Source organism: Kitasatospora sp. NBC_01539, assembly GCF_045040525.1.
GTDB lineage: Bacteria > Actinomycetota > Actinomycetes > Streptomycetales > Streptomycetaceae > Kitasatospora.
The window spans coordinates 6,619,678-6,640,473 of the sequence record NZ_CP109390.1; the positions used below are offsets into that span (position 1 = coordinate 6,619,678).

The 20,796-nt window shown below is 75.8% G+C and carries 21 protein-coding genes; 8 read left to right on the plus strand and 13 right to left on the minus strand.

The annotated features are described in order from the left end of the window. Positions 1 to 52: 52 nt before the first annotated feature. Both OG335_RS28710 and OG335_RS28715 read right to left on the minus strand, forming a co-directional pair. Positions 53 to 1,744: a purine-cytosine permease family protein gene (locus OG335_RS28710; RefSeq protein ID WP_405014031.1), complete on the minus strand. Its 1,692-nt coding sequence runs from the start codon at positions 1,742 to 1,744 to the stop codon at positions 53 to 55. Between the two features lie 110 nt (positions 1,745 to 1,854). Further along, on the minus strand, positions 1,855 to 2,640 hold the full coding sequence (locus tag OG335_RS28715; RefSeq protein WP_405014032.1) for a TIGR03084 family metal-binding protein: 786 nt from the start codon (positions 2,638 to 2,640) through the stop codon (positions 1,855 to 1,857). Between the two features lie 61 nt (positions 2,641 to 2,701). On the opposite strand from OG335_RS28715, the gene OG335_RS28720 reads away from it, so the two are divergent. Further along, on the plus strand, positions 2,702 to 3,409 hold the full coding sequence (locus tag OG335_RS28720; RefSeq protein ID WP_405014033.1) for a LuxR C-terminal-related transcriptional regulator: 708 nt from the start codon (positions 2,702 to 2,704) through the stop codon (positions 3,407 to 3,409). Here OG335_RS28720 and OG335_RS28725 read toward each other — a convergent pair. Further along, a complete protein-coding gene (locus OG335_RS28725; protein ID WP_405014034.1) occupies positions 3,402 to 4,934 on the minus strand; it encodes an AMP-binding protein in 1,533 nt (510 codons plus the stop codon). The two genes, OG335_RS28720 and OG335_RS28725, sit on opposite strands and share 8 nt — an antisense overlap. A gap of 169 nt (positions 4,935 to 5,103) precedes the next feature. On the opposite strand from OG335_RS28725, the gene OG335_RS28730 reads away from it, so the two are divergent. Beyond that, complete coding sequence (locus tag OG335_RS28730; protein ID WP_405014035.1) at positions 5,104 to 5,748, plus strand: NAD(P)-dependent oxidoreductase; 645 nt, start codon at positions 5,104 to 5,106, stop codon at positions 5,746 to 5,748. Positions 5,749 to 5,775: 27 nt separating this feature from the next. Here the strand turns inward: OG335_RS28730 and OG335_RS28735 are convergent, their stop codons facing one another. Together OG335_RS28735 and OG335_RS28740 are read right to left on the minus strand one after the other, a co-directional pair. Beyond that, complete coding sequence (locus OG335_RS28735; RefSeq protein WP_405014036.1) at positions 5,776 to 6,522, minus strand: hypothetical protein; 747 nt, start codon at positions 6,520 to 6,522, stop codon at positions 5,776 to 5,778. A 157-nt stretch (positions 6,523 to 6,679) separates the two neighbouring features. Beyond that, positions 6,680 to 7,462 carry a dioxygenase gene (locus OG335_RS28740; RefSeq protein WP_405014037.1) on the minus strand — a complete coding sequence of 261 codons (783 nt, stop codon included), beginning with the start codon at positions 7,460 to 7,462 and terminating at the stop codon, positions 6,680 to 6,682. Between the two features lie 116 nt (positions 7,463 to 7,578). On the opposite strand from OG335_RS28740, the gene OG335_RS28745 reads away from it, so the two are divergent. Beyond that, complete coding sequence (locus OG335_RS28745; protein ID WP_405014038.1) at positions 7,579 to 8,043, plus strand: MarR family winged helix-turn-helix transcriptional regulator; 465 nt, start codon at positions 7,579 to 7,581, stop codon at positions 8,041 to 8,043. A gap of 40 nt (positions 8,044 to 8,083) precedes the next feature. Here OG335_RS28745 and OG335_RS28750 read toward each other — a convergent pair whose 3' ends face one another. The 3 genes from OG335_RS28750 to trxA all read right to left on the minus strand — a co-directional run bounded on the left by OG335_RS28750 (position 8,084) and on the right by trxA (position 11,322). Next, positions 8,084 to 9,172 carry a WD40/YVTN/BNR-like repeat-containing protein gene (locus OG335_RS28750; protein WP_405014039.1) on the minus strand — a complete coding sequence of 363 codons (1,089 nt, stop codon included), beginning with the start codon at positions 9,170 to 9,172 and terminating at the stop codon, positions 8,084 to 8,086. 136 nt (positions 9,173 to 9,308) lie between these two features. Further along, the gene (locus tag OG335_RS28755; RefSeq protein WP_405015559.1) at positions 9,309 to 10,739 is read right to left on the minus strand and encodes a dihydrolipoyl dehydrogenase family protein; all 1,431 of its coding nucleotides are present in this window, start codon (positions 10,737 to 10,739) and stop codon (positions 9,309 to 9,311) included. A gap of 187 nt (positions 10,740 to 10,926) precedes the next feature. Continuing rightward, on the minus strand, positions 10,927 to 11,322 hold the full coding sequence (gene trxA, locus OG335_RS28760; RefSeq protein ID WP_405014040.1) for a thioredoxin: 396 nt from the start codon (positions 11,320 to 11,322) through the stop codon (positions 10,927 to 10,929). 176 nt (positions 11,323 to 11,498) lie between these two features. Between trxA and OG335_RS28765 the strand changes: the two genes are divergently transcribed. From OG335_RS28765 to OG335_RS28775, 3 genes are all read left to right on the plus strand, one after another. Beyond that, positions 11,499 to 12,065, plus strand: coding sequence for a hypothetical protein (locus OG335_RS28765; protein ID WP_405014041.1), 567 nt, complete (start codon positions 11,499 to 11,501; stop codon positions 12,063 to 12,065). Positions 12,066 to 12,209: 144 nt separating this feature from the next. Beyond that, complete coding sequence (locus OG335_RS28770; protein WP_405015560.1) at positions 12,210 to 12,779, plus strand: sigma-70 family RNA polymerase sigma factor; 570 nt, start codon at positions 12,210 to 12,212, stop codon at positions 12,777 to 12,779. Beyond that, complete coding sequence (locus OG335_RS28775) at positions 12,776 to 13,450, plus strand: zf-HC2 domain-containing protein (RefSeq protein WP_405014042.1); 675 nt, start codon at positions 12,776 to 12,778, stop codon at positions 13,448 to 13,450. Before OG335_RS28770 ends, OG335_RS28775 begins: the two co-directional genes overlap by 4 nt. A 38-nt stretch (positions 13,451 to 13,488) precedes the next feature. On the opposite strand, the gene OG335_RS28780 is transcribed toward OG335_RS28775, so the two are convergent. The 3 genes from OG335_RS28780 to OG335_RS28790 form a co-directional block, all read right to left on the minus strand. Next, positions 13,489 to 15,219 (minus strand): FAD-dependent monooxygenase, encoded by a 1,731-nt coding sequence (locus tag OG335_RS28780; RefSeq protein ID WP_405014043.1) that lies wholly within the window; start codon positions 15,217 to 15,219, stop codon positions 13,489 to 13,491. An 88-nt stretch (positions 15,220 to 15,307) separates the two neighbouring features. Next, positions 15,308 to 15,826: a DUF1990 family protein gene (locus OG335_RS28785; protein WP_405014044.1), complete on the minus strand. Its 519-nt coding sequence runs from the start codon at positions 15,824 to 15,826 to the stop codon at positions 15,308 to 15,310. After that, complete coding sequence (locus tag OG335_RS28790) at positions 15,823 to 16,638, minus strand: YndJ family protein (RefSeq protein ID WP_405014045.1); 816 nt, start codon at positions 16,636 to 16,638, stop codon at positions 15,823 to 15,825. Before OG335_RS28790 ends, OG335_RS28785 begins: the two co-directional genes overlap by 4 nt. Before the next feature lie 236 nt (positions 16,639 to 16,874). On the opposite strand from OG335_RS28790, the gene OG335_RS28795 reads away from it, so the two are divergent. Next, positions 16,875 to 17,141 (plus strand): DUF1876 domain-containing protein, encoded by a 267-nt coding sequence (locus OG335_RS28795; protein ID WP_405014046.1) that lies wholly within the window; start codon positions 16,875 to 16,877, stop codon positions 17,139 to 17,141. A 64-nt stretch (positions 17,142 to 17,205) separates the two neighbouring features. On the opposite strand, the gene OG335_RS28800 is transcribed toward OG335_RS28795, so the two are convergent. Further along, complete coding sequence (locus OG335_RS28800; RefSeq protein ID WP_405014047.1) at positions 17,206 to 18,507, minus strand: MFS transporter; 1,302 nt, start codon at positions 18,505 to 18,507, stop codon at positions 17,206 to 17,208. Positions 18,508 to 18,611: 104 nt separating this feature from the next. Further along, positions 18,612 to 19,823, minus strand: coding sequence for an NAD(P)/FAD-dependent oxidoreductase (locus OG335_RS28805; RefSeq protein WP_405014048.1), 1,212 nt, complete (start codon positions 19,821 to 19,823; stop codon positions 18,612 to 18,614). A 137-nt stretch (positions 19,824 to 19,960) separates the two neighbouring features. Here OG335_RS28805 and OG335_RS28810 point away from each other — a divergent pair, with 137 nt between their 5' ends. Next, positions 19,961 to 20,737, plus strand: a complete 777-nt coding sequence (locus OG335_RS28810; protein WP_405014049.1) for a VOC family protein — start codon at positions 19,961 to 19,963, stop codon at positions 20,735 to 20,737. Positions 20,738 to 20,796 lie beyond the last annotated feature (59 nt).

Sequence of the window (20,796 nt, forward strand, 5' to 3'; positions counted from 1 at the left end):
CGGGGCCGCGCGCCCCGCCGGCGGCTTGTCGGGCCCCGGGTCCGTCCGGCCGTCAGCCGCCGACGGTCGGCATGCCGAGCTGCACGGGCCCCGCCGTGCCCTTCGCGCCCTTGGTGCAGACGTCGTGGCAGTCGGCGTCGAGGCTGCAGCAGAGCGAGCAGATGGTGCCCTCGTGGTACGGGCAGTGCGCGGTGTCGGGCACCTCGTAGGAGCCCTCGCAGATCGTGCAGGCCCGGGTGTCGGTGGTGTCGGTCGCGCCGGCCTCCGGGTTGGGGCGGGCGAGGTAGTAGCGGCCCTTGGTGGCCCAGGCGATGAGCGGGCTGAGGGCCATCGCGAGCGCCAGGGCGATGAACGGGCTGAACGCCTCCGCGTACACGCCGAACCAGCCGAAGAAGGCCGCGATCGACACCGCGGCGGCGACGCACATCGCGCCGAACCCGGCCGGGTTGACGGCGTGCAGGTGGGCCCGCTTGAACTCGATGTACTTCGGGCTCAGGCCGAGCGGCTTGTTGATGACGAGGTCGGCGGTGACGGCGCCGATCCAGGCGATGGCGACGTTGGAGTAGAAGCCGAGCAGGCTGCCCAGCGCGCTGAACATGTTCATCTCCATCAGCAGCAGCGCGATGCCGCAGTTGAGGAAGATGTACCAGACCCGTCCGGGGTGGCGGTGCGTCAGGCGGGAGAAGAAGTTCGACCAGGAGAGCGAGCCGGAGTACGCGTTGGTCGAGTTGATCTTGACCTGGGAGACGATCACGAACAGGCCCGCCACCGGCAGCGCCGCGGCCCCGAGCCACGGCCGGAGCGACTCGACGTACGGGGCGATCGGCTCCAGCGCCCTGGTCTCGCCGACCGCGCCGAGCGCGGCGAACGCCAGCAGCGCGCCGCCGAGTTGCTTCACCGCGCCGATCACGACCCAGCCGGGGCCGGCGGCGAGCACCGCGAGGTCCCAGCGCCGCCTGTTCTCCGGTGTGCGCTGCGGCATGAACCGCAGGTAGTCGGCCTGTTCGCCGATCTGCGCGATGAGGGAGAGCGCCACGCCGGTGCCGAGCCCGAAGCCGAGCAGGGTGAAACCGGACCCGACCCCGCCGGTGCCGCCGAAGTGCGTGAAGGCGCCGAAGACCTCGGGGGAGTGGAACGCCAGGACGACGAACGGCGCGACCAGGCCGAGGAGCCACACCGGCTGGGTCCACGCCTGCACCTTGGCGATCCAGCTCATGCCCTTGAAGACGATCGGGATGACGATCAGCGTGGTCAGCAGGTAGCCGACCGGTAGCGGGATGTGCAGGACCTCGTGGAAGGCCTGCGCCATGATCGAGCCTTCGAGGGCGAAGAAGATGAAGGTGAAGCTCGCGTACACCAGCGAGGTCAGCGTCGACCCGAAGTACCCGAAGCCGGAGCCGCGGGTCAGCAGGTCCATGTCGACGCCGTTGGCCGCGCAGGCGCGGGCGATCGGGATGCCGGTCAGGAAGATCACCACGGCCGCCGCGAGGATCGCCGCGAGCGCGTTGGTGAAGCCGTACGACATGACGATGCCCGCGCCGATCGCGTAGTCCGCGAGGTAGGCGATGCCGCCCAGCGCCGTGGACGCCACCGACAGCGGCGACCAGCGGCGGAAGGAGTGCGGGGCGTAGCGGAGCGAGTAGTCCTCCAGGCTCTCGTCGGCGGCGGACTTCGCGTACGAGCGCCGCGGTCCGGTGCCCGCGGCGGGTGGGGCGGAGGCGGGCGCGCTGGTGGTCTCGGTCACTTCACCACTCCTGGCGGTCGGGGCCGTTGTGAGCGGTGACGGTAGGCAACCGATGTGAAGCCGGGCGTGCCCGCGGCGTTTCCGGGCGGTAACCGCTCGTCAGGCGGCGTTCACCCGGTCGCCGTTCGGCCCTTGCCGGGAGGTCCGGCGAAGGCCTGGGCGATCGGCAGCCAGGCGCGGGCGGTGCTGCCGGTGGCGGTGAGGGCGAGGTCGTCGGGGTGCCGGCGCCGGGTGGCGAGGAGGCAGAAGTCCAGGGCGGGGCCGGTGATCCGGTCGGCGGCGTCCTCCGGTCCCCAGGTCCACGACTCGCCTGCCGGTCCGGCGAGTTCGACCCGCACCGGGTCGGCGGGGGCGGGCAGGCCGTTCGTGAGGAAGGCGAAGCCCATGGTCCGTACGCCGAGGTGGGCGATGTGCCGCAGCCGGGCGGTGGGGGTGCGGGCGGCGCCGAGGGCGTCGGCGACGTCCTGGCCGTGCGCCCAGGTCTCCATGAGGCGGGCGGTGGCCATGGAGGCGGGCTTCATCGGCGGTCCGAACCACGGCAGTCGGGTGCCGTCGGGCACGGCGGCGAGCGCGTCCGCGAGCTCGTCGCGGCCGGCCCGCCAGCGGGTGAGCAGGGTGGCCGGGTGCTCGTCGGCGCCCTCGGTGGCGCCGCGTTCCAGGGCGCCCAGGTCGTGGGCGAACTCCCTTCGCAGGGCGGCCTGGAAGCCCTCGGCGTCGCGGGCGGCCAGCAGCGACCACCGGTCCGTCCAGGCGAGGTGGGAGAGCTGGTGGGCGATCGTCCAGCCCTCGGCGGGGGTGGGGGTGGCCAGGCCGGCCGCGTCGAGCCCGGCCACCAGGGTGTCCAGGTCGGCGCTCTCGGCCCGCAGGTCGTCCAGCAGGGCGGTGATGTCGGTCAAGGGTTCGTCCTCTCGTGTCGCATGTCTCCCCAAGTGCGGGGCCCCGTGTGAGAATCGCCCGGTGACGAGCGCTGCCCCCGAGCCCCCGGACGCGCACGCCGCCGAGCTGGTCAGGGCCGCGGTGCTGGCCGACCTGGCCCGCCGGGTGGTGGCCGACTGCGGTGCCGACGTCGGCCTGGTCGGGGTGCCCGACAGTCCGGACGCCATGGTGCTGCGGCACTGGGCCGGTACCCGCGCGGACCTCCTGCACAACCTCCGGGTGCCGGCGGGTGCGGGCCTGGGCGGCCGGGCGCTGGCGGAGCGGTCCCCGACCTGGGTGCCGGACTACCGGGCGGCGACGACCATCTCGCACCAGTACGACGCCGCGGTCGGCGCCGACGACCTGTACGCGATGCTCACCGTGCCGCTGGTGCACGCCGGCTGCGTGCACGGCGTGGTGTACGCCTCGCTGCGCTCGGTGGTGCCCTTCGGTGACGTCCGGATCGGTGCGGTGGCCGACCTGGCCCGGACGGCCACCCGGGCGCTGGCCGGTGCCGCCGCCTGGACGGGCCGGCCGGCCTCCCCGGCGGGGGAGGCGCGGCTGACGCCGCGCGAGCACGAGGTGCTGCGCTGGGCGGCGACCGGCCGGACCAATCCGGAGATCGCCGCCCGGCTCGGGCTCACCTGCAACACCGTGACCGGCTACCTGAAGAGCGCCATGCACAAGCTCGGCGCCCGCAACCGGGTCGAACTCGCGATTGCCGCGCGGGAGTTCGGCCTGATCAGTTGACCTTCCGGTCGTGTTCGGCCCAGTACGGCCCGCGCAGCCGGAACTTCTGCAGCTTGCCGGTGGCGGTGCGCGGCAGGTCCGCGGGGAACTCCACCGAGGTCGGCGCCTTGTAGCCGGCCAGGTGCTCCTTGCAGTGGGCGATGAGCCCGGCCTCGTCGGCCTCCCGGCCGGACTTGAGCACCACCAGGGCCTTGACCGTCTCGCCCCACCTCTCGTCGGGCACGCCGATCACCGCGACCTCGGCGACCGCCGGGTGCCCGTACAGGCAGTCCTCGACCTCGATCGAGGAGACGTTCTCGCCGCCGGTGATGATGACGTCCTTCTTGCGGTCGGAGATGGTGAGGTACCCGTCGGTGAGGGTGCCGCCGTCGCCGGTGTGGAACCAGCCGTCGCGCAGGGCGGCGCCGGTCTCGTCGGGCCGCTCCCAGTAGCCGTCGAGCACGGTGTTGGAGCGCACCAGCACCTCGCCCTGCGCGTCCACCCGGATCGTGGTGCCGAGCGAGGGCGCGCCCGCCCGTACGAGGCGTTCGGCGCGCTCGGTGGGGGGCAGGTCGTCCCACTCGGCGCGGGTGCGGTTGACGGTGACCACCGGGGAGGTCTCGGTCAGGCCGTAGATCTGCAGGAACTCCCAGCCGAGTTCGCGCTCGACGCGTTCGATCACGGAGGTGGGCGGCGGGGCGCCGGCCACCACGATGCGCACCCGGTCGCGGCCGGGTACGGGCCCCTCCCAGGTCTCGGCGGCGGCCAGCACCATGGCGACCACCGCGGGGGCGCCGCACAGGAACGTCACCCCGTGCTGCTCGACCCGGCGCAGGATCTCGGCGCCGTCGACCTTGCGCAGCACGACGTGCCGGCCGCCCAGGCCGGTGATCACGTACGGCAGGCCCCAGCCGTTGGCGTGGAACATCGGCAGGGTGTGCAGGTAGACGTCCCGGTCGTTCGCCCCGAAGTGCAGGCCCATCAGGGTGGCGTTGAGCCAGAGGTTGCGGTGGGTGAGCCGGACGCCCTTGGGCCGGGCCGTCGTGCCGCTCGTGTAGTTGACCGTGGCGGTGTCCGACTCCGCGACCGCGTGCCGGACGGGCTCCCGGTCGAAGTCGTACAGCGCCGCGTCGCTCTCCGCCCCCAGCACGAACCGGTGCCGGGCCGGCACCCCGGCCAGCGCGTCCGCCACCTCCGGGTCGAGCAGCAGCACCGAGGCGCCGCTCTGCTCGACGATGTACGCGACCTCCTCGGCCCGCAGCCGGAAGTTGACCGGCACCAGCACCCGGCCGAAGCCGCTCACCCCGTAGAACGAGGTCATCAGCCGCGCCGAGTTGTGCGAGACGACGGCCACCCGTTCGCCCGGCCCGACGCCCAGCCGGTCGAGCCCGGCGGCCTGCGCGCGGGCCAGCTCCGCCATCCGGCGGTAGCCGACCTCGCCCCACGACCCGGCGGGCTGTACGGGCTCGTCGACGATGCCGACCCGGTCGCCGTAGACGAGCTCGGCCCGGTCGAGGAAGTCCATGACGGTGAGGGGAGTCTCCATGCCGCCACTGTGCCCGGGCACCGCCCCGCCGGACACCCCCGATCGGGGGTGTTACCCGGACGGAGTACGGCTTGCCGGCCGCGGCCCGCGCGTCGGTGCGCGGCCGCCGCCGCGCACGGCCCGATGCTGGTCGGGACACGCGGCGGCGCTGCGGGAGAGGCGGGCCGGCATGGCGGGGATCGCGGTCTTCGGGGCCAACGGCGCGATCGGCCGGTGCATCGTCACCGAGGCCCTCGCCCGGGGCCACACGGTCACGGCGGCGGTACGCGACCCCGACCGCTACCAGGGGCTCTCCCCGGCGGTGGTCCGGGGCGACGTGCTGCGCACGGAGGACGTCACCCGGGTCGCGGCCGGGCAGGACGTGCTGGTCAGCGCGGTCGGCGGCGGGGACGGACCCGGGCACGTGCGGCTGATCGCGCCCGCGGCGCGCAGCCTGGTCGAGGGGCTGCGGGCGCTCGGCGGGGCGGCCCCGCGGCTCATCGCCGTGGGCGGCGCCGGGAGCCTGGAGACCGCGCCCGGCGTGCGGGTCTGGGACACCCCGGGGCTGGCGGAGCCCGTCCTGCAGATCATGCACGCGCACGGCGACGCCCTCGCGTACTACCGGGCCGTGCCCGACGTGCGGTGGACGGTGCTCAGCCCGGCCGCGACCATCGCGCCCGGCGGGCGCACCGGCACCTACCGGACCGACGCGGACCGGCTGGTCGTCGACGCCGAGGGCCGCAGCTTCATCACCGTCCCGGACTTCGCGGTGGCCGTGGTGGACGAGATCGAGCAGCCGCGGCACCTGGGGGAGCGGTTCACCTGCGCCCGCTGAGGTCGCGCGGCGCGGCCTTCCGGCCGCTCACAGGCCGTCTTCGAAGGTGTACGAGCCGGGCACGGTGACCCGGGCGTTCTCGGCCGCCGTGCCGTAGACCAGGGCGACCTCCTGGTGGGCGCCGAAGAGGACGGCGGCCGGGTCGCCGCCGACGGCCCTCCCGTCGACGTACGCGGTGAGGGTGTGGTCGGCGTCGGTGCGCAGGCCGCCGATGTGGTCGGCCGCGAGGGAGACCTGCCACTGCGTCATGAACTGCCCGAGGCTGAAGTCGGCCTGGACGGGCGACTCGATGTGCACCACGCCGGTGGTGTCGTGGGTGTGCAGGGGGCTGATCTGCCGGGCCTGCTCGTCGATGCCGATCAGCGGCGGCACGGTGACGGCCTCGCCGTCGACGAAGACGTCGAGGTGGGCGTGGATGTGCAGGGCGCTGCCCTCGGCACTGAGCATCGGCAGCCCGGCGGCCCGGACCGCGGCGGCCGCGGCGGCGTCCGCCGGGGCGTCCCACGGGGGCGGGGTGGTGCGGCCCTCGGCGGTCGTCCGGGGTGTGGCGGGTATCGCGGTGACGGCAGCCGAGGCCGTCGAGGCGGCGGAGCCCGTACCGGAACCGCCGGAGTCGTCCCGGGTGGCGACGATCGCGACCACTCCGCCGACCAGGGCCAGGGCGGCGACCACGGCCCCGCCGCGGACGAGCAGGCGGCGGCGCCGGTCCCGGCGGGCGTCGGCGGCGCGCTCCGCGGACATCCGGGAACGGCGGTCGGAGGGCTTGCTGCTCATCTGCGGTGCCTCCACGTGTCGGGGTGCGTGTCCCCCTCGCGCCCCCCGGTCCCTGCGGCCGGCCCTGCACCGCTCCTCCCGCCGTCCTGCCGCGGTCGTGTCCGGCCCGTCCTCGGGGCGCGTCCCAGTCTGCCGGACGGGAGGGCGGGCGGCCCGGTCAGCCGAGCTGCACGGAGCGCTTGGCCAGGCCCATCCAGAAGCCGTCGATGACGGTCCGCTGACTGCCGAGGTCGGCCTCGCCGGCGCCGAGGGTGACGAACAGCGGGGCGAAGTGCTCGGTCCGCGGGTGGGCGAGGCGTCCGGCGGGCGCCTTGCGCTCGAAGTCGAGCAGGGCGTCGATGTCGCGGGCGTCGAGGGCCCGGCGGCCCCAGTCGTCGAACTCGGCCATCACGGAGCTCACCCGGCCGTCGGTGCTGAGGGCGCGCAGGTTGTGGGTGAAGAAGCCGCTGCCGACGATCAGCACGCCCTCGTCGCGGAGCGGGGCCAGCTTGCGCCCGATCTCCATGAGTTCCTGCGGGTCGAGGGTGGGCAGCGAGATCTGCAGCACCGGGACGTCGGCCTCGGGGAACATCTCGACCAGCGGCACGTACGCGCCGTGGTCGAGCCCGCGGTCGGGGATGTCCTGGACGGGCGTGCCCGCGGTGCGCAGCAGCTTGCGGACGCTCTCGGCGAGCCGCGGGGCGCCCGGCGCGGCGTACTGCACCTGGTAGTAGTGCTCGGGGAAGCCCCAGAAGTCGTAGACGAGCGGCACGGCGGTGGTGGCGCCGAGGGCGAGGGGTGCCTCCTCCCAGTGGGCGGACACCATGAGGATCGCGGTGGGGCGCGGCAGGTCGGCCGACCACGCGGCGAGCTGGCCCGGCCAGACGGGGTCGTCGGCCAGCGGCGGGGCGCCGTGCGAGAGGTAGAGGGCCGGCATGCGCTCGGGGGCGGCGGTGCTCATGGGGGTCATCCTCCGTGCGGGTCCGTGGTTCCGGCTGGCGTTGGTTCAAATTTTAACCAACTGGTGTCGACGGTACACCCTCATTCAAATTTGAACAACAGAGGTAGGATCGCCCCATGGACGAACCCCGCTGGCTGAACGAGAACGAGATGGCCGCCTGGCGCGGCTTCGTCGCCGCCAGCAACCTGGTGGCCCGGCACCTGGAGCGCCAGCTCAAGGAGGACGCCGGCCTCTCGCACACCCAGTACGAGATCCTCGTCCAGCTCTCCGCCGCCCCCGACGGCTCGCTGCGCATGACCGAGCTGGCCGACCGGCTGCTCACGTCCAAGAGCGGCCTGACCTACCAGGTCGGCCAGCTGGAGCGCGCCGGGCTGGTCACCCGCCGGTCCTGTCCGAGCGACGTGCGCGGCGTCTTCGCCGAGATCACCGACCAGGGCTGGGCGGCGCTGCGCGCCGCGGCCCCCGGCCACGTCGCCGCCGTCCGCGAGGCCCTGATCGACCCGCTCACCCCCGAGCAGCTGCTCGCCCTCGCCGACAGCCTCGGCACGGTCAGCCGCCGCCTGCGCGACCGGGACGCCTGACCGGGACGCCCGACCGGCCCCGCCCCCCGGCCGGGCGAGGTCAGACGAGGGCGGCGGCCCGCACGCAGAGCACGTCCGGCAGGTGCGAGGCGATCTGCGTCCAGGTGTCGCCCTCGTCGGCGCTGCCGTACACCTCGCCGTTGCGGTTGCCGAAGTAGACGCCCGCCGGGTCGGCGTCGTCGGTGCACAGGGCGTCGCGCAGCACCACGCCGTAGTGCGGCTCCTCGGGGAGCCCGGCGGACAGCGGCTGCCAGCTGGTGCCCGCGTCGCGGGTGCGGAAGATCCGGCAGCGGTTGTCGACCGGCAGCCGGGCGTAGTCCGCGTCCAACGGGAAGAGGTAGGCGGTGCCGCCGTCCCGCGGGTGCGTGGCCAGGCCGAAGCCGAAGACCGCCGGCAGGCCGGCGCCGACGTCCGTCCAGCTGAGGCCGTCGTCGTCGCTGCGGTAGACGCCGCCGTGGTTCTGCAGGTAGAGGCGGTCCGGGTCGGCCGCGTCCCGGGCGACCTTGTGCACGCACTGCCCGAACTCCGGGTAGTGGTCGGGCAGGAACTCCGCGCGGATGCCGCTGTTGGACGGCGTCCACGTCGCGCCGCCGTCCTTGGTGCGGTAGACGCCGCCGGTGGAGACCGCCACCGTCAGCGCCTGCGCGTCGCGCGGGTCGGTCAGCACGGTGTGCAGGCCCTGGCCGCCGAAGCCGGCGTTCCACTCGGAGCGCTGCGGGTGGTCCCAGAGCGACTCGACGAGCGAGAAGCTCTCGCCGCGGTCGTCCGAGCGGAACAGCGCGGCGGGCTGCGTGCCCGCGTAGACCACCCCGGGCGACTCCTCCCCGGCGGGCCGGAGCTGCCAGACCCGCTCCAGCGAGGCGCCGGTCCGCTCGGGGAACCGCACCGCGGGCCGGGCCGGCTCCTGCCAGTTCCCGCCGAGGTCGTCCGACCACCAGACCGACGGCCCCCAGTGGCTGCTGTCCGCGCCGACCAGCAGTCGCACCCGGCCACCGCGGCGGTCGACCGCCACCGAGTACACGGCGTTCATCGCGAAGTGCGGGCCGGTGAACTTCCAGCCCGCGCGGTCGGAACTCCGGCCCAGGAACAGGCCCTTCTGCGTCCCGACGGCAAGCAGCACCTCAGTCATACGCTCCACCCGTGAGTGTTCGGAGGCTCCCGCGCCAGTCTCCTCCCGGGCCGGGCGCCGTGCACGCCACCGCGCCGCCCACCGGCGCCCGCCCACCCGGCCGCGCCCCCGCGCCCCCGCCCGCGCCCCCGCCCGCTCAGCCGCCGTCGCGGTACGTCTCCAGCAGCCGCAACCACACCTCGCTGACGGTCGGGAACGCGGGCACCGCGTGCCAGAGCCGGGTGAGCGGCACCTCACCGACCACGGCCACCGTGGCGGCGTGCAGGAGCTCGGCGACACCCGGGCCGACGAAGGTCGCCCCGACCACCACCTCCCGCTCCAGGTCGACCACCATCCGGGCCCGGCCGGTGTAGCCGTCGGCGTACAGCTTGGCGCCGGAGACCGCGCCGAGGTCGTGGTCGACCGCCCGCACCCGCAGCCCGGCCTCCCCGGCGGCGGCGAGCGTCAGGCCGACGGAGGCGGCCTCCGGCTCGGTGAAGACCACCTGCGGAGGGCCCACCGTGTCGGCGGTGGCCGCGTACGCGCTCCAGCGGTCCGCCCCCGGCCGCTCGCCGCGGGCCCGGGCGGCGATCACCGCCCCGGCGATCCGCGCCTGGTACTTCCCCTGGTGCGTGAGCAGCGCCCGGTGGTTGAGGTCGCCCGCGGCGTACAGCCAGCCGCCCGGCACCCCGGTCACGGTGCAGCCGTCGTCGACCTCCGGCCACGACCCGGGCTCCAGGCCGACGCTCTCCAGGCCGAGGTCGCCGGTGGCCGGCCGCCGCCCGGTCGCGTACAGCACCTCGTCGGCCTCGACGGTCGAGCCGTCGCCGAGCGTCAGCCGGACACCGTCCGCGTCGCGGCGGACCGCGGTGACCGCGGTGTGCCGGCGCACGTCGACGCCCGCCGCGGCGAGCCCGTCGGCCACCATCTCCCCGGCGAACGGCTCCATCCGCCCGAGCAGGCCGCCGCCGCGGACCAGCAGCGTCACCTCGCTGCCCAGCGACCGCCAGGCCGTGGCCATCTCGGCGGCCACCACCCCGCCACCGACCACGGCGAGCCGGCCGGGCACCTGCCGGGCGCCGGTGGCCTGCCGGTTGGTCCACGGCCGCGCCTCGGCCAGCCCGGGCACGTCGGGCAGCACGGGCACGCTGCCGGTGCACAGCACCACGGCGTGACGGGCCGTCAGCGTGCGGCCGCCGTCGACCGTGACGGTCCGCTCACCGGTCAGCCGGCCGTGGCCGCGTACGAGGTCGATGCCCGCGCCGTCGAGCCAGGCGACCTGGTCGTCGTCCTTCCAGTGGTCCGCGAACGCGTCCCGGCGGGCCAGCACCGCGGCCGGGTCGAGGGTGCCGCCGACGGTCACCCCCGCCACCGCCCGCCCGTGCGCCGCGGCGGCGTGCGGGCGCAGCAGCGCCTTGCTCGGCATGCACGCCCAGTACGAGCACTCGCCGCCGACGAGCTGGTGCTCCACCAGGGCGGTCCGCAGGCCCGCCGCGGCCGTCCGGTCGGCCACGTTCTCGCCGGTCGGTCCGCCGCCGACCACGACCACGTCGTACTGCTCCGCCTCGCCCACGTCCGTCTCCCCGATCCCTGTCCGACTCCACCGGCACGGCCATCCTGCCCGCCCTGCGGCGTCCCACCGCCCGGCCGGGGCGCGGCGGCGTGTCGGTCGGGCGGTCGGTCGGCCGCGGGCGGGAACGGCCTCGCCCCGCACCCCCGGGCGGGGGAGCGGGGCGAGGCGGCGTCCGTCGGGCCCGGGTCCGCTGCGGTGTCCGTCAGGCCTGGGACCCGGCCTCGGCCTCGGCGCGGGCCTTGGCGACGCCCGCGTGCACCTCGGCCATGTCGAGCTTGCGGGCCTGGGCGATCAGGTTCTCCAGGGACGGCTCGGGCAGCGCACCCGGCTGGGCGAAGACCAGCACGCCCTCGCGGATGATCGCCAGGGTCGGGATCGACGAGATGTCGAACGCCGCGGCCAGCTCCTGCTGGGCCTCGGTGTCCACCTTCGCGAACACGATGTCCTCGTGGCGCTCGGACGCCTTCTCGAAGATCGGCCCGAACATGCGGCACGGCCCGCACCAGGCCGCCCAGAAGTCGATCAGGACGAAGTCCTTGCCCTCCGGCCCGGGGACGATCTCGTCGAAGTTGTCCGTGGTCAGCTCGACCGTGCTCATGGTGTCCTACCTACCCTTCGGGGAGTTGGTCCGATCGCGTCAACGGGGAGGGTCCCCGGGGTATTCCGGAGGAGATTCCCGGTGGCGCTGAGTGGATCGCGCCCCGCGTACGTACCCCTGGGTGCGGGCGCACCGAACGCGGCCGCAGAACCGACACCGCACGTGGGGGAACCGCCATGTCCGTCCGACGCCGTACCGCCCTGCTCACCGCCTCCGCCGTCGCCGCGCTCACCCTGGTGACCGCCTGTGACTCCGGCGGCACCACGCCCGGCGCCGCGCCCGCCACCACCCCGCCCGCGGCCTCCGCGCCCGCCGCGGGGTCGTCCACCGGGGGGTCGTCCGCCGCCGCCGTCGCGCTGCGCACCACCGCGACCGCCGGCCTCGGCACCGTCGTCACCGACGGCGCCGGATACACCCTCTACCGCTTCGACCTGGACACCGCCGCACCGTCGGCCTCGCACTGCGACGGCGCCTGCGCCACCCTGTGGCCGCCCGTGCCCGCCGCCGGCGACCACCCGAAGGTCGACGGCGTCGACGCCGCGCTCGTCTCCTCCGTGACCCGCGCCGACGGCACCCGGCAGCTCACCCTCAAGGGCTGGCCGCTCTACCGCTACGCGCCGGACACCAGGCCCGGCGACACCAAGGGCCAGGGCGTCAAGGGCACCTGGTGGGCCGTCACCCCGTCCGGGGCCAAGGCCGTCGCGGCCTCCGGCACCCCTGCCACCGGCGGCTACGGCTACTGACACGGCCGGTGGACGGGTGCGGCGCGGGCGCCCGCGCCGCACCCCCTCACCGTATCGACAGGAACGGCCCCCGACTTGAGGGCCCCGCCCCGCCCCGTCTCGACCCGACCCGTCCCGACCAGCCCGACCCGTCTCGACCAGGAGGTGCGCGTGCGCAAGGATGGCGCCGTGACCGAGCATCCGTTCCCGCCGGGGGCGTCGGGCGCGCCCGACGAGGAGCTGATGCGCGCCCTCTACCGGGACCACGCGGGCCCGCTCCTGGGTTTCGTGCTGCGCCTGGTCGCCGGCGACCGCCAGCGCGCGGAGGACGTGGTGCAGGAGACGCTCGTACGCGCGTGGCGCAACATCCACCGGCTCGACCCCGACACCGCCGGGTCGCTGCGGCCGTGGCTGGTCACCGTCGCCCGGCGGATCGTGATCGACGGCCACCGCAGCAGCATGGCCCGCCCGCGCGAGGTCGACCCCGCCCCCCTGGAACTGATGCCCGCCGAGGACGAACTGGAGAGGGCGCTGCGGTTGATGACCATCTCCGACGCGCTCGACGACCTGACCGACGCCCATCGCGAGGTCATCGTCGAGACCTATCTCAAAGGGCGTACCGTCAACGAGGCCGCCGAGACGCTCGGCATCCCCGCGGGGACGGTCAGGTCGCGGATCTTCTACGGCCTGCGCGCCCTGAAGATCGCACTCGAGGAGCGAGGAGTGACATCGTGACGCCGCACCACGAGCAGCACGTCGACGTCGGTGCGTACGTCCTCGGTGTGCTCGACCCGGAGGACAGCGAGCGGTTCGAGCGGCACCTCGCGGGCTGCGCGACCTGCGCCGCCGAGGTCGAGGAGCTCTCCGGCATGGCGCCGCTGCTCGCCGAGCTCGCCGCCGCCGGGCCGGTCGACGTGCAGCCGTCGCCGCAGCTGCTGGACCGGCTGGTGGGTGAGGTCGCGTCCGCCCGCAGGCGGAGCCGGGTGCGCCGGCTCGCGCTGGTGGCCGCGGCGGCGGTGCTGGTCGTGGGCGGCCCGCTCGTCACCCTGGGCGCCACGGGCGGCGAGGACCGGCCGCCCGCCGCCGTGGCGGTCACGCAGTTCAGCGCCACCGACCCGGCGACCGGGGTGCTGGCGCAGGTCGGCGTCGAGTCCCGCACCTGGGGCAGCCACATCACGCTCGCCCTGTCGCACGTCACGGGCCCGCGGACCTGCGATCTCGTCGCGGTCTCCCGGGGCGGCGAACGGCAGACCGTCACGACCTGGGCCGTCCCGCCGACCGGGTACGGCACCGAGGCGCTGCGCACCACGGGAGGCGCCGCGTTCGGCCCCGCCGACATCGACCACTTCGAGGTGCGCGCGGTCGACGACGGGCAGGTGCTGGTCTCCGTACAGGCCCGCGCCTGACGGCCGGGGCGTCGGGGGGCCCGCGCCCACCGACCGCTCTACTGCCTGGTCTGCCTGGTCTGCCTGGTCTGCGGCCGGGCCGATCCGCTCCGGCTGCCGGGCGGTGCTGCCCCGGGCGTGCCGTCCCGCGGGGTGTCGTTCGGCGCGAACACCGGGTGCAGGAGGGCGGCGACGCCGTCCGGTACGGCCGGGTGCAGCCGCCCGCCGAGGTGGCCGTCGGGCCGGACGAGGACCGCCTCGCCGTCGCGGATGCCGTACGCGCGGCGGAAGGCGTCCTCCTCGTCGACCACGTGGGGCAGGAGCAGTTCGTCCGCGGAGGTGCCCGGGGCGAGGACGGCCCAGACGTCGAGTTCGCCGTGGGCGGCGTGGCGGGCGGCGTCGGCGCACGCGTCGGCCCGGTGGGGTTCCGTGCCGGGCCCGAGGTGGAGCAGCAGGGTGTGGCGGGGGCCGCGGAGCAGGTCGAAGAGGCGTAGCGGCCGGGCGGCGAGGGGGTGGCGAAGCCCGGTGCAGTCCGGGGCGCGGTCGCCGGGGGCGGGCGGGGCGGCGTCGCCGTCGGCGGAGGTCAGCAGGGGGCTGTCGCGGTAGTCGACGAGCAGTTGGGCCTCGCGCATGAGGATGGACTCCAGGGTGCCGCCCTCGGCCCCGATGCCGGTCCGGGCGTGCCGGACGGTGCGGCCGACGACCTCCTCGCCGACGGGCCGGCGTTCGGCGTCGTAGCTGTCGAGCAGCGCGGGTGCGGCGGTGCCGCGGACGGCGAGGGCGAGTTTCCAGGCGAGGTTGAAGGCGTCCTGGATGCCGGTGTTCATGCCCTGGGCGCCGGTCGGCGGGTGGATGTGGGCGGCGTCGCCGGCGACGAAGGCGCGGCCGCGGCCGTACCGGTCGACGATGCGGTGGCTGATCCGGAAGACCGACGACCAGCGGAGCGCGGAGGCGGTGGTGGGCTGCGGTGCGAGCCGGTCGAGGACGGCCTGGATGTGGTCGAGACCGGGTGCGCGGCCCGACTCCAGGCCGTGGGCGACCCCGTCGGCGGAGCTCCGGCCGGCGGCCGCCCCGGGCGGGGTGACGAGGTCGGGGGCGGCGACCATGGAGAGCCGGTAGCGGCCGTGTCCGGGCAGCGGGATGCCGACGAGCACGTCGTCGGGGCCGCCTCCGGGGTCGTGGCGCACGATCCGTACGCCGTACCCGGCGGGCAGGTCCCAGTCGACCTCGACGTCGCCGAGCATGTACGTCTCGGCGAACGCGCCGCCGCCGAAGTCGAGTCCGAGGCCGCGTCGCACCCGGCTGTGTGCGCCGTCGCACCCGACCAGGTAGCGGCAGCGGACGTGCTCGTCGCCGTCCGGCCCGCGCAGCTCCGCGTCGACGCCGTCGGGGTCCTGGGCGAACGACACCAGTTCGGTGGCCCGTTCGACGAGGGTGCCGTGGGTGGCGAGGTGGTCCGCGAGGAGCTGCTCGGTCGCGTACTGCGGCAGCGAGGCGAAGCCGTACGGCACCTCGGGCGGGAGGGCGAGCTCGATCCGGGGGCCCTCCCGGCCGTCGACCCACATCAGCTGGCCGCGCATCGGCGCGGCGGCGGCGAGCACCTCGCGGACGAGGCCCATGCGGTCCCAGACCTCCAGGGTGCGGGGCTGGATCCCCACCGCCTTGGCGTGGTGGTGCGGTGCGGCCAGCCGGTCGACGATCCGGCAGTCGGTGCCGTGCCGCCGCAGTTCGGCCGCGGCGGTGAGGCCGACCGGGCCCGCGCCGACCACCAGGACGTCCGTGTCGGCCATGTCGTCTCCCGGGGCTGGGGGTGTCCGTCCCTCCAGCCTGCGCGCGGCCGGGGCGGCGCCGCCACTCGTCCGGCCGGGCGGCGCGGGGTCACCCGGCGGCCTCCAGGGCGGTGATGCGGCGCAGGACGCGCGCGCAGTTGCGGGCGTAGAGCCGCTGGAGGACGGGCACGAGCGGCCCGGCGAGCCGGGTGTACCAGCGGCCGGGGCGGCTGAACGCGGTGACGGTGAACCGCACGGCGCCGTCCTCGCCGAGCTCGACCACGAACGCCTCCTCCCCGCACTCGGGGTGGCCGTCGAGCGTGCCGTACGCGAAGCCGATGCGGTGCGGCTCGTCGACCGCCCAGACGACCTCGCAGGGGGCGGTGAGGCGGGCCGGGCCGAGGCCGAGCGCGACGGTGACGCGGGTGCCGACGACGGCCCGGTCGGTGTCCGCGGTGACGTGCGCGCCCGTCCCGCGGTGCATCCGCCAGGTGGTGACGGCCAGGCCGGCGGCGGCGAGGGCCGCCGGGCCGTGTCCGACCACGGCCCGGTGGTGCAGGTGGTGGTAGCCGGCGGGGAGCGGCCCGGGACGGGTGGTGGCGTGGACCTCGCGGTAGTTGAGGGTCATCGGGTCTCCCGGAGTCGGTGGAGGGCGAGCAGGGTGCAGAGGGCGAAGCCGAGGGCGTTGCCGAGGCCGTGGGTGGCGGCCATCCAGGCCAGGGTGGGGTGGCGGAGCCCGGTCGCCTCGCCGAGCGCCCACCAGAGGGCGAGCAGCATGGTCGCCGCGAGGACGGCCGCGCCGGTGCCGAGCAGCGTGCGGGTGAGCGTGTCGCGGCCCCGGCCGCGCAGGTCCTGCCAGACGACCAGGCCGGTGAGCCACATGCCGGTGGTCAGGACGACGGCGCCCGCGAGTTCGGCCCAGTCGTCGACGAAGTACCCGGCCAGGACGAGCAGGGTGCCGGCGGGCACGCTCAGGGCGGCCGCGCGGGCGGCGCGCCGGTGGGGTGCGGCGCGGCAGACGAGTCCGGCGACGAGGGCGGCGGCGAACCCGGCGAAGTGGAAGTGCGGCACGGTGAGCGCCAGGATGCCGAGGCCGAAGCCGAGGAGGCGGTGGCCGGAGCGTTCGGCGACCAGAGCGACCGCGGCGACGAGCGGGGTGACGAGGGCCGTGAGGGCGGCGGCCTCGGCGGGGGCGAGCGAGCGGGTGCGGGCGAGTCTGAGCGGGGCACGGGCGGCGAGGGCGGCGGCGGCCAGCGCGTAGAGCACGGCGAGGGCGGTGGCGGCCGTGCCCCGGGGGAGGAAGAGCGAGACGGCGCCGGGCACGGCCGCGAGTGGCCACCACCGGGCGGCCCGGCTGCCCGGTCCGTCGAGCAGGGCCAGGCCGAGCGGTAGGACGGCGACCATGCCGAGCACCACGATCACGTGGACCAGGACGGTCATGGCGGCACCCCCGAGATTCTGTTGAACGCGTTCAAAAACTCTGACGGACCGCACTCTACGGGCAGAACTGAACACGTTCAACACCCGGGCGGCGCGCACGGGGGGAGGGAGGAGGCCGCGCCGCACCCGTACCGGCCGTCGCGGGCCGCCCGGACCGGGCCCGCGCCGCCCCGACCGCGTTGGCGGGCCCCACGCCCGCGGCGCACGCTGGAGGGGAGAGCCAGGAGGTGGCGTCCATGCACACACTCGTCGGATGGCACATCGAGTTGGAGTTCCAGGAGGAGGGCGACCGCACCAAGGCCGTCGCGCTCGTCCGGCTCTCCGACGGGAGCGAGGTCCGCTCGCACGGCTACAGCACCAGGCACCACAACGACAGCCCCCAGCCCCGGGTCGGCGAGGAGGTCGCGGGCGCCCGCGCCCTCAACGACCTCGCCATGCAACTGCTCACCAAGGCCCACGGCGAACTCAAGGCCGGCCGGCCGTCCCCCGGGCCGCTCATGTAGCCGCCGACCGCCCGTGCGACCGCCCGTGCGGCCGCCCGCGCGGCGGCCGTCCGGCGTGCGGGGACTACCCGGACGTCCCGGCCGCGGCGTCGCTCACGCTGCGCGCCCCGTTCCCACCGGCCCCGGCCCCGGCCGCACCGTTCCCGGCCGCCCGCGGCGCGGCGGGCCGGGTGCGCGCGGCCCACCGGACCGCCGGGCCCGTCGCCGTGCCCGCCAGCGCGAAGAGCCCGCCCAGCACCAGCCAGCCCGTCGCGCCGCCGCCCAGCACGAGCGAGGTCAGCAGCAGCGGGCCCACCATGCGCGCCACCGCCACGCCCGAGCCGAAGAACCCCTGGTACTGCCCCTGCCGGTCGGCCGGGGCCAGCCCGAAGCCGATCTCCCAGGAGCCGGCCGCCAGCATCATCTCGCCCGCGACCTGCAGCCCCGCCGCCGCCAGCAGCACCGCCACCGCCACCCACGCCGAACCGCCGCCCGCGGACGCGGCGAACGCCGCGCAGCAGGCCAGCAGCAGCGCGCCCGCCCACCGCACGTACCGTGCGGCCGTGCCGAGCCCGTCGACCCGGCGGGCCACCCGCACCTGGCAGACCACCACCGTCAGGGTGTTCAGCATCAGCAGGGCGGCGGCCGTCCAGCCGGGTGCCGCCGTCCGCCCGACGATCCACAGCGGCACGACCAGCGACAGCAGCGGCATGTAGAGCAGCATCACCGCGTTGAGCAGCGCCACCACCGCGTACGGGCGGTCGCGCAGCACCGCAAGCCGCGGCCCGTCCGGCGCCGCGGGCACCGCTGCGACGGCGGGCAGCCGGGCCAGCACGGCCGCCGCGACGAGGAAGCTCAGCGCGTCCAGCGCCAGCACCGCGCGGTACGCCGCCGGACCGTCCAGCTGCAGGGCCGCGCCGCCGAACGCCGCGCCGACCGCCAGGCCCGCGTTGACCGTCGACTGCAGGTGGGCGCGCACCCCGGTACGCCGGGCGGGCTCCACCAGCCCCGCCAGCAGCGCCTGCCGGGCCGCGCCCAGGCCGCTCTGCGCGGCGCCGTACAGCAGCGCCGCCGCGACGAACGCCGCGAACGACCCCGCGAGCAGGAACGCCCCCACCGCCGCCGAGGTGGCCACCGCCAGCAGCGCCGCCACCCCGCGCGGCCCGCGCCGGTCGGCGAGGTGGCCCAGCGGCACGCCCGCGACCGCCCCGGCCGCCCAGCCGAGCGTCAGACCGAGGCCGATCTGCCCCGCCGACAGGCCCACCACCCGGGTGAAGTACAGCGCCGAGCAGACGTAGTAGGCGCCGTCCCCCAGCGCGTTGGCGAGGTGGGCGGCGGCGAGCGACCGGGCGGGGCCCGCGGGCGGCAGCAGTCGGCCGGTCGGCATCGGCGGGTCCCTCCTCGGTGCGGTCGGACCCCGCACCCTAGGGCACCGCACCGACGGCCGTCCCGGGCGAGCCGACCGTCACATCCCTCCGGTCGGGGCCGGGTTCAGCCGGTCAGGTCCTCCAGCGGCACGTCCGGGTCGGTCAGCCGGGCCTCGTCCACCGGCCGTCCGCCGAGGATCAGCGCGCGGATCGGGTCGACGACGTCCCACACGTTCACGTTCATGCCGGCGAGCACCCGCCCCTCCGCGAGCCAGAACGCCACGAACTCCCGTGCCGCGACGTCACCGCGGAAGACGACCCGGTCGTAGCCGCCGGGCTCCGCGTAGCCCGTGTACTCCATGCCGAGGTCGTACTGGTCGGTGAAGAAGTACGGCACCCGGTCGTACACCGCGTCCTGCCCGAGCATCGACCTCGCCGCCGTCGCGGGCTGGTTGAGCGCGTTCGCCCAGTGCTCGACCCGGATCGGCCTGCCGTAGAACGGGTGGAAGGCGTTGGCGACGTCGCCCGCGGCGAACACGTCCGGGTGCGAGGTGCGCAGGTGCTCGTCGGTGCGCACGCCGTTGTCCACGACCAGCCCGGCCGCCTCCGCGAGGCCGGTGTTCGGCGCGATGCCCACGCCCACGACCACCGTGTCGGCGGGCACCAGCGTGCCGTCGCCGAGCCGCACCCCGCCGTCCTCCACCGCCGCCACCTTCACCCCGAACCGCAGGTCGACACCGTGCGCCCGGTGCAGGTCGGCGAAGACCCGCGCGACCTCCCGGCCCAGCACCCGCAGCAGCGGCAGCTCGGCCGCTTCCAGCACGGTGACCTCCGCCTCCGCCGCGCGGGCCGCCGCGGCCACCTCCAGGCCGATCCAGCCCGCACCCACGACGACGATCCGCGCGCCGGGCGTCAGCCGCTCCCGCAGCCGGGTGCTGTCGCCGACGCCGCGCAGCGTCAGCACGTCCGGCCGGTCGCCGCCCGGCACCGGCAGCGGGCGCGGCGAGGCGCCGGTGGCCAGCAGCAGCTTCGCGAAGCCCCGTCGGCTGCCGTCGTCGAGCGTCACCGTGTGCGCGTCCGGGTCGATCGCGGTGACGGCGGCACCGAGCCGCAGCGTCACCCCGTGCTCGGCGTACCACTCGGCCGGATACACGTCGAACTCCCCGCGCGGTGTCTTCCCCTGCAGGAAGCCCTTCGACAGCGGCGGCCGCTCGTACGGCAGTTCCGTCTCCGCGCCGATGAGCTCCAGCGGTCCCTCGTAGCCTTCGGCACGCAGCGCCGCGGCGGCCTTCGCACCCGCCAGACTCGCCCCGACGATCACCTGCGGCTGTTCCATCGTCCTGCCCCTCGTTCGCCCGCACGGCCCGCGCCGGGCCTGCCACACCGGAGCATGCCGCCCGCGAGCCGGACCGCGGTGCCGACACCCCGGGCCCCTAGGCTGGGCAGGGCCACGAACCGGAAGGAGACGCCCGCATGGGTGAGCAGAGGGTCAGGGTGCGGTGCGTGCCCGCGGTGCCGTGCTGGGTGAGCCTGATGGCCCACGACCTCGAAGCCGCGCAGTCCTTCTACGGCCCGCTCCTCGGATGGACCTTCCAGCCCGGGCCGGACCGCTGGGGCCCCTACGTGTGGGCGGTCGTCGACGGCGTCGAGGTGGCCGGGCTCGGCGTGATGGCGGGCGACTGGCAGCCGCCCGTCGCCTGGACGACGTACTTCGGCACCGAGAGCGCCGACCGGGCCACCGAGAGCGTCCGCGAGCGCGGCGGCACGCTCGGTGTCGGCCCGATCGCGTTCGACGCCGGCCGGGTGGCCCTCGCCGCCGACCCGCAGGGCGCGTCCTTCGGGATGTGGGAGGGCGAACCGGGCGTCGAGACCTGGATGAAGGCGCCGGGCGCGCCCGTCTGGATCGAGCTGCGCACCCCGGACCCGTTCGCGGCCGCGCTGTTCTACGGCGAGGTGTTCCGCTGGGACGACCGCGACATCGACCACTTCGAGGTGCGCTACGAGCACGAGCGCGTGGTGCTGCGCTCCGAGGGCCGGAGCGTGGCCGCGCTGCGGGCCGCCCTGGGCACCGGGCCGCACTGGGAGGTGTTCTTCTCCGTCGCCGACACGGACGGTGCCGTGCGGCGGGCCGTCGAGCTCGGCGGCAGCGTCGCGGAGCCGGCCGGCGACACCCCGTACGGGCGCACGGCCCGCCTGCGGGACGCCGAGGGCGGCCACTTCTCGGTGATCGGCCCGGCGACCGGCTCCTGACCGGCTCCTGACCCGTCTCCTGACCCGGCTTTCGGCCGGGCCGTGTGCCGACGGGCCCT

Coding starts and splice junctions, on each gene's coding strand:
- OG335_RS28725 (WP_405014034.1), bottom strand. CDS start 4,934: ATGGAGACTCCCCTCACCGTCATGGACTTCCTCGACCGGGCCGAGCTC.
- OG335_RS28730 (WP_405014035.1), top strand. CDS start 5,104: ATGGCGGGGATCGCGGTCTTCGGGGCCAACGGCGCGATCGGCCGGTGC.
- OG335_RS28735 (WP_405014036.1), bottom strand. CDS start 6,522: ATGAGCAGCAAGCCCTCCGACCGCCGTTCCCGGATGTCCGCGGAGCGC.
- OG335_RS28740 (WP_405014037.1), bottom strand. CDS start 7,462: ATGAGCACCGCCGCCCCCGAGCGCATGCCGGCCCTCTACCTCTCGCAC.
- OG335_RS28745 (WP_405014038.1), top strand. CDS start 7,579: ATGGACGAACCCCGCTGGCTGAACGAGAACGAGATGGCCGCCTGGCGC.
- OG335_RS28750 (WP_405014039.1), bottom strand. CDS start 9,172: ATGACTGAGGTGCTGCTTGCCGTCGGGACGCAGAAGGGCCTGTTCCTG.
- trxA (WP_405014040.1), bottom strand. CDS start 11,322: ATGAGCACGGTCGAGCTGACCACGGACAACTTCGACGAGATCGTCCCC.
- OG335_RS28765 (WP_405014041.1), top strand. CDS start 11,499: ATGTCCGTCCGACGCCGTACCGCCCTGCTCACCGCCTCCGCCGTCGCC.
- OG335_RS28780 (WP_405014043.1), bottom strand. CDS start 15,219: ATGGCCGACACGGACGTCCTGGTGGTCGGCGCGGGCCCGGTCGGCCTC.
- OG335_RS28785 (WP_405014044.1), bottom strand. CDS start 15,826: ATGACCCTCAACTACCGCGAGGTCCACGCCACCACCCGTCCCGGGCCG.
- OG335_RS28790 (WP_405014045.1), bottom strand. CDS start 16,638: ATGACCGTCCTGGTCCACGTGATCGTGGTGCTCGGCATGGTCGCCGTC.
- OG335_RS28795 (WP_405014046.1), top strand. CDS start 16,875: ATGCACACACTCGTCGGATGGCACATCGAGTTGGAGTTCCAGGAGGAG.
- OG335_RS28800 (WP_405014047.1), bottom strand. CDS start 18,507: ATGCCGACCGGCCGACTGCTGCCGCCCGCGGGCCCCGCCCGGTCGCTC.
- OG335_RS28805 (WP_405014048.1), bottom strand. CDS start 19,823: ATGGAACAGCCGCAGGTGATCGTCGGGGCGAGTCTGGCGGGTGCGAAG.
- OG335_RS28810 (WP_405014049.1), top strand. CDS start 19,961: ATGGGTGAGCAGAGGGTCAGGGTGCGGTGCGTGCCCGCGGTGCCGTGC.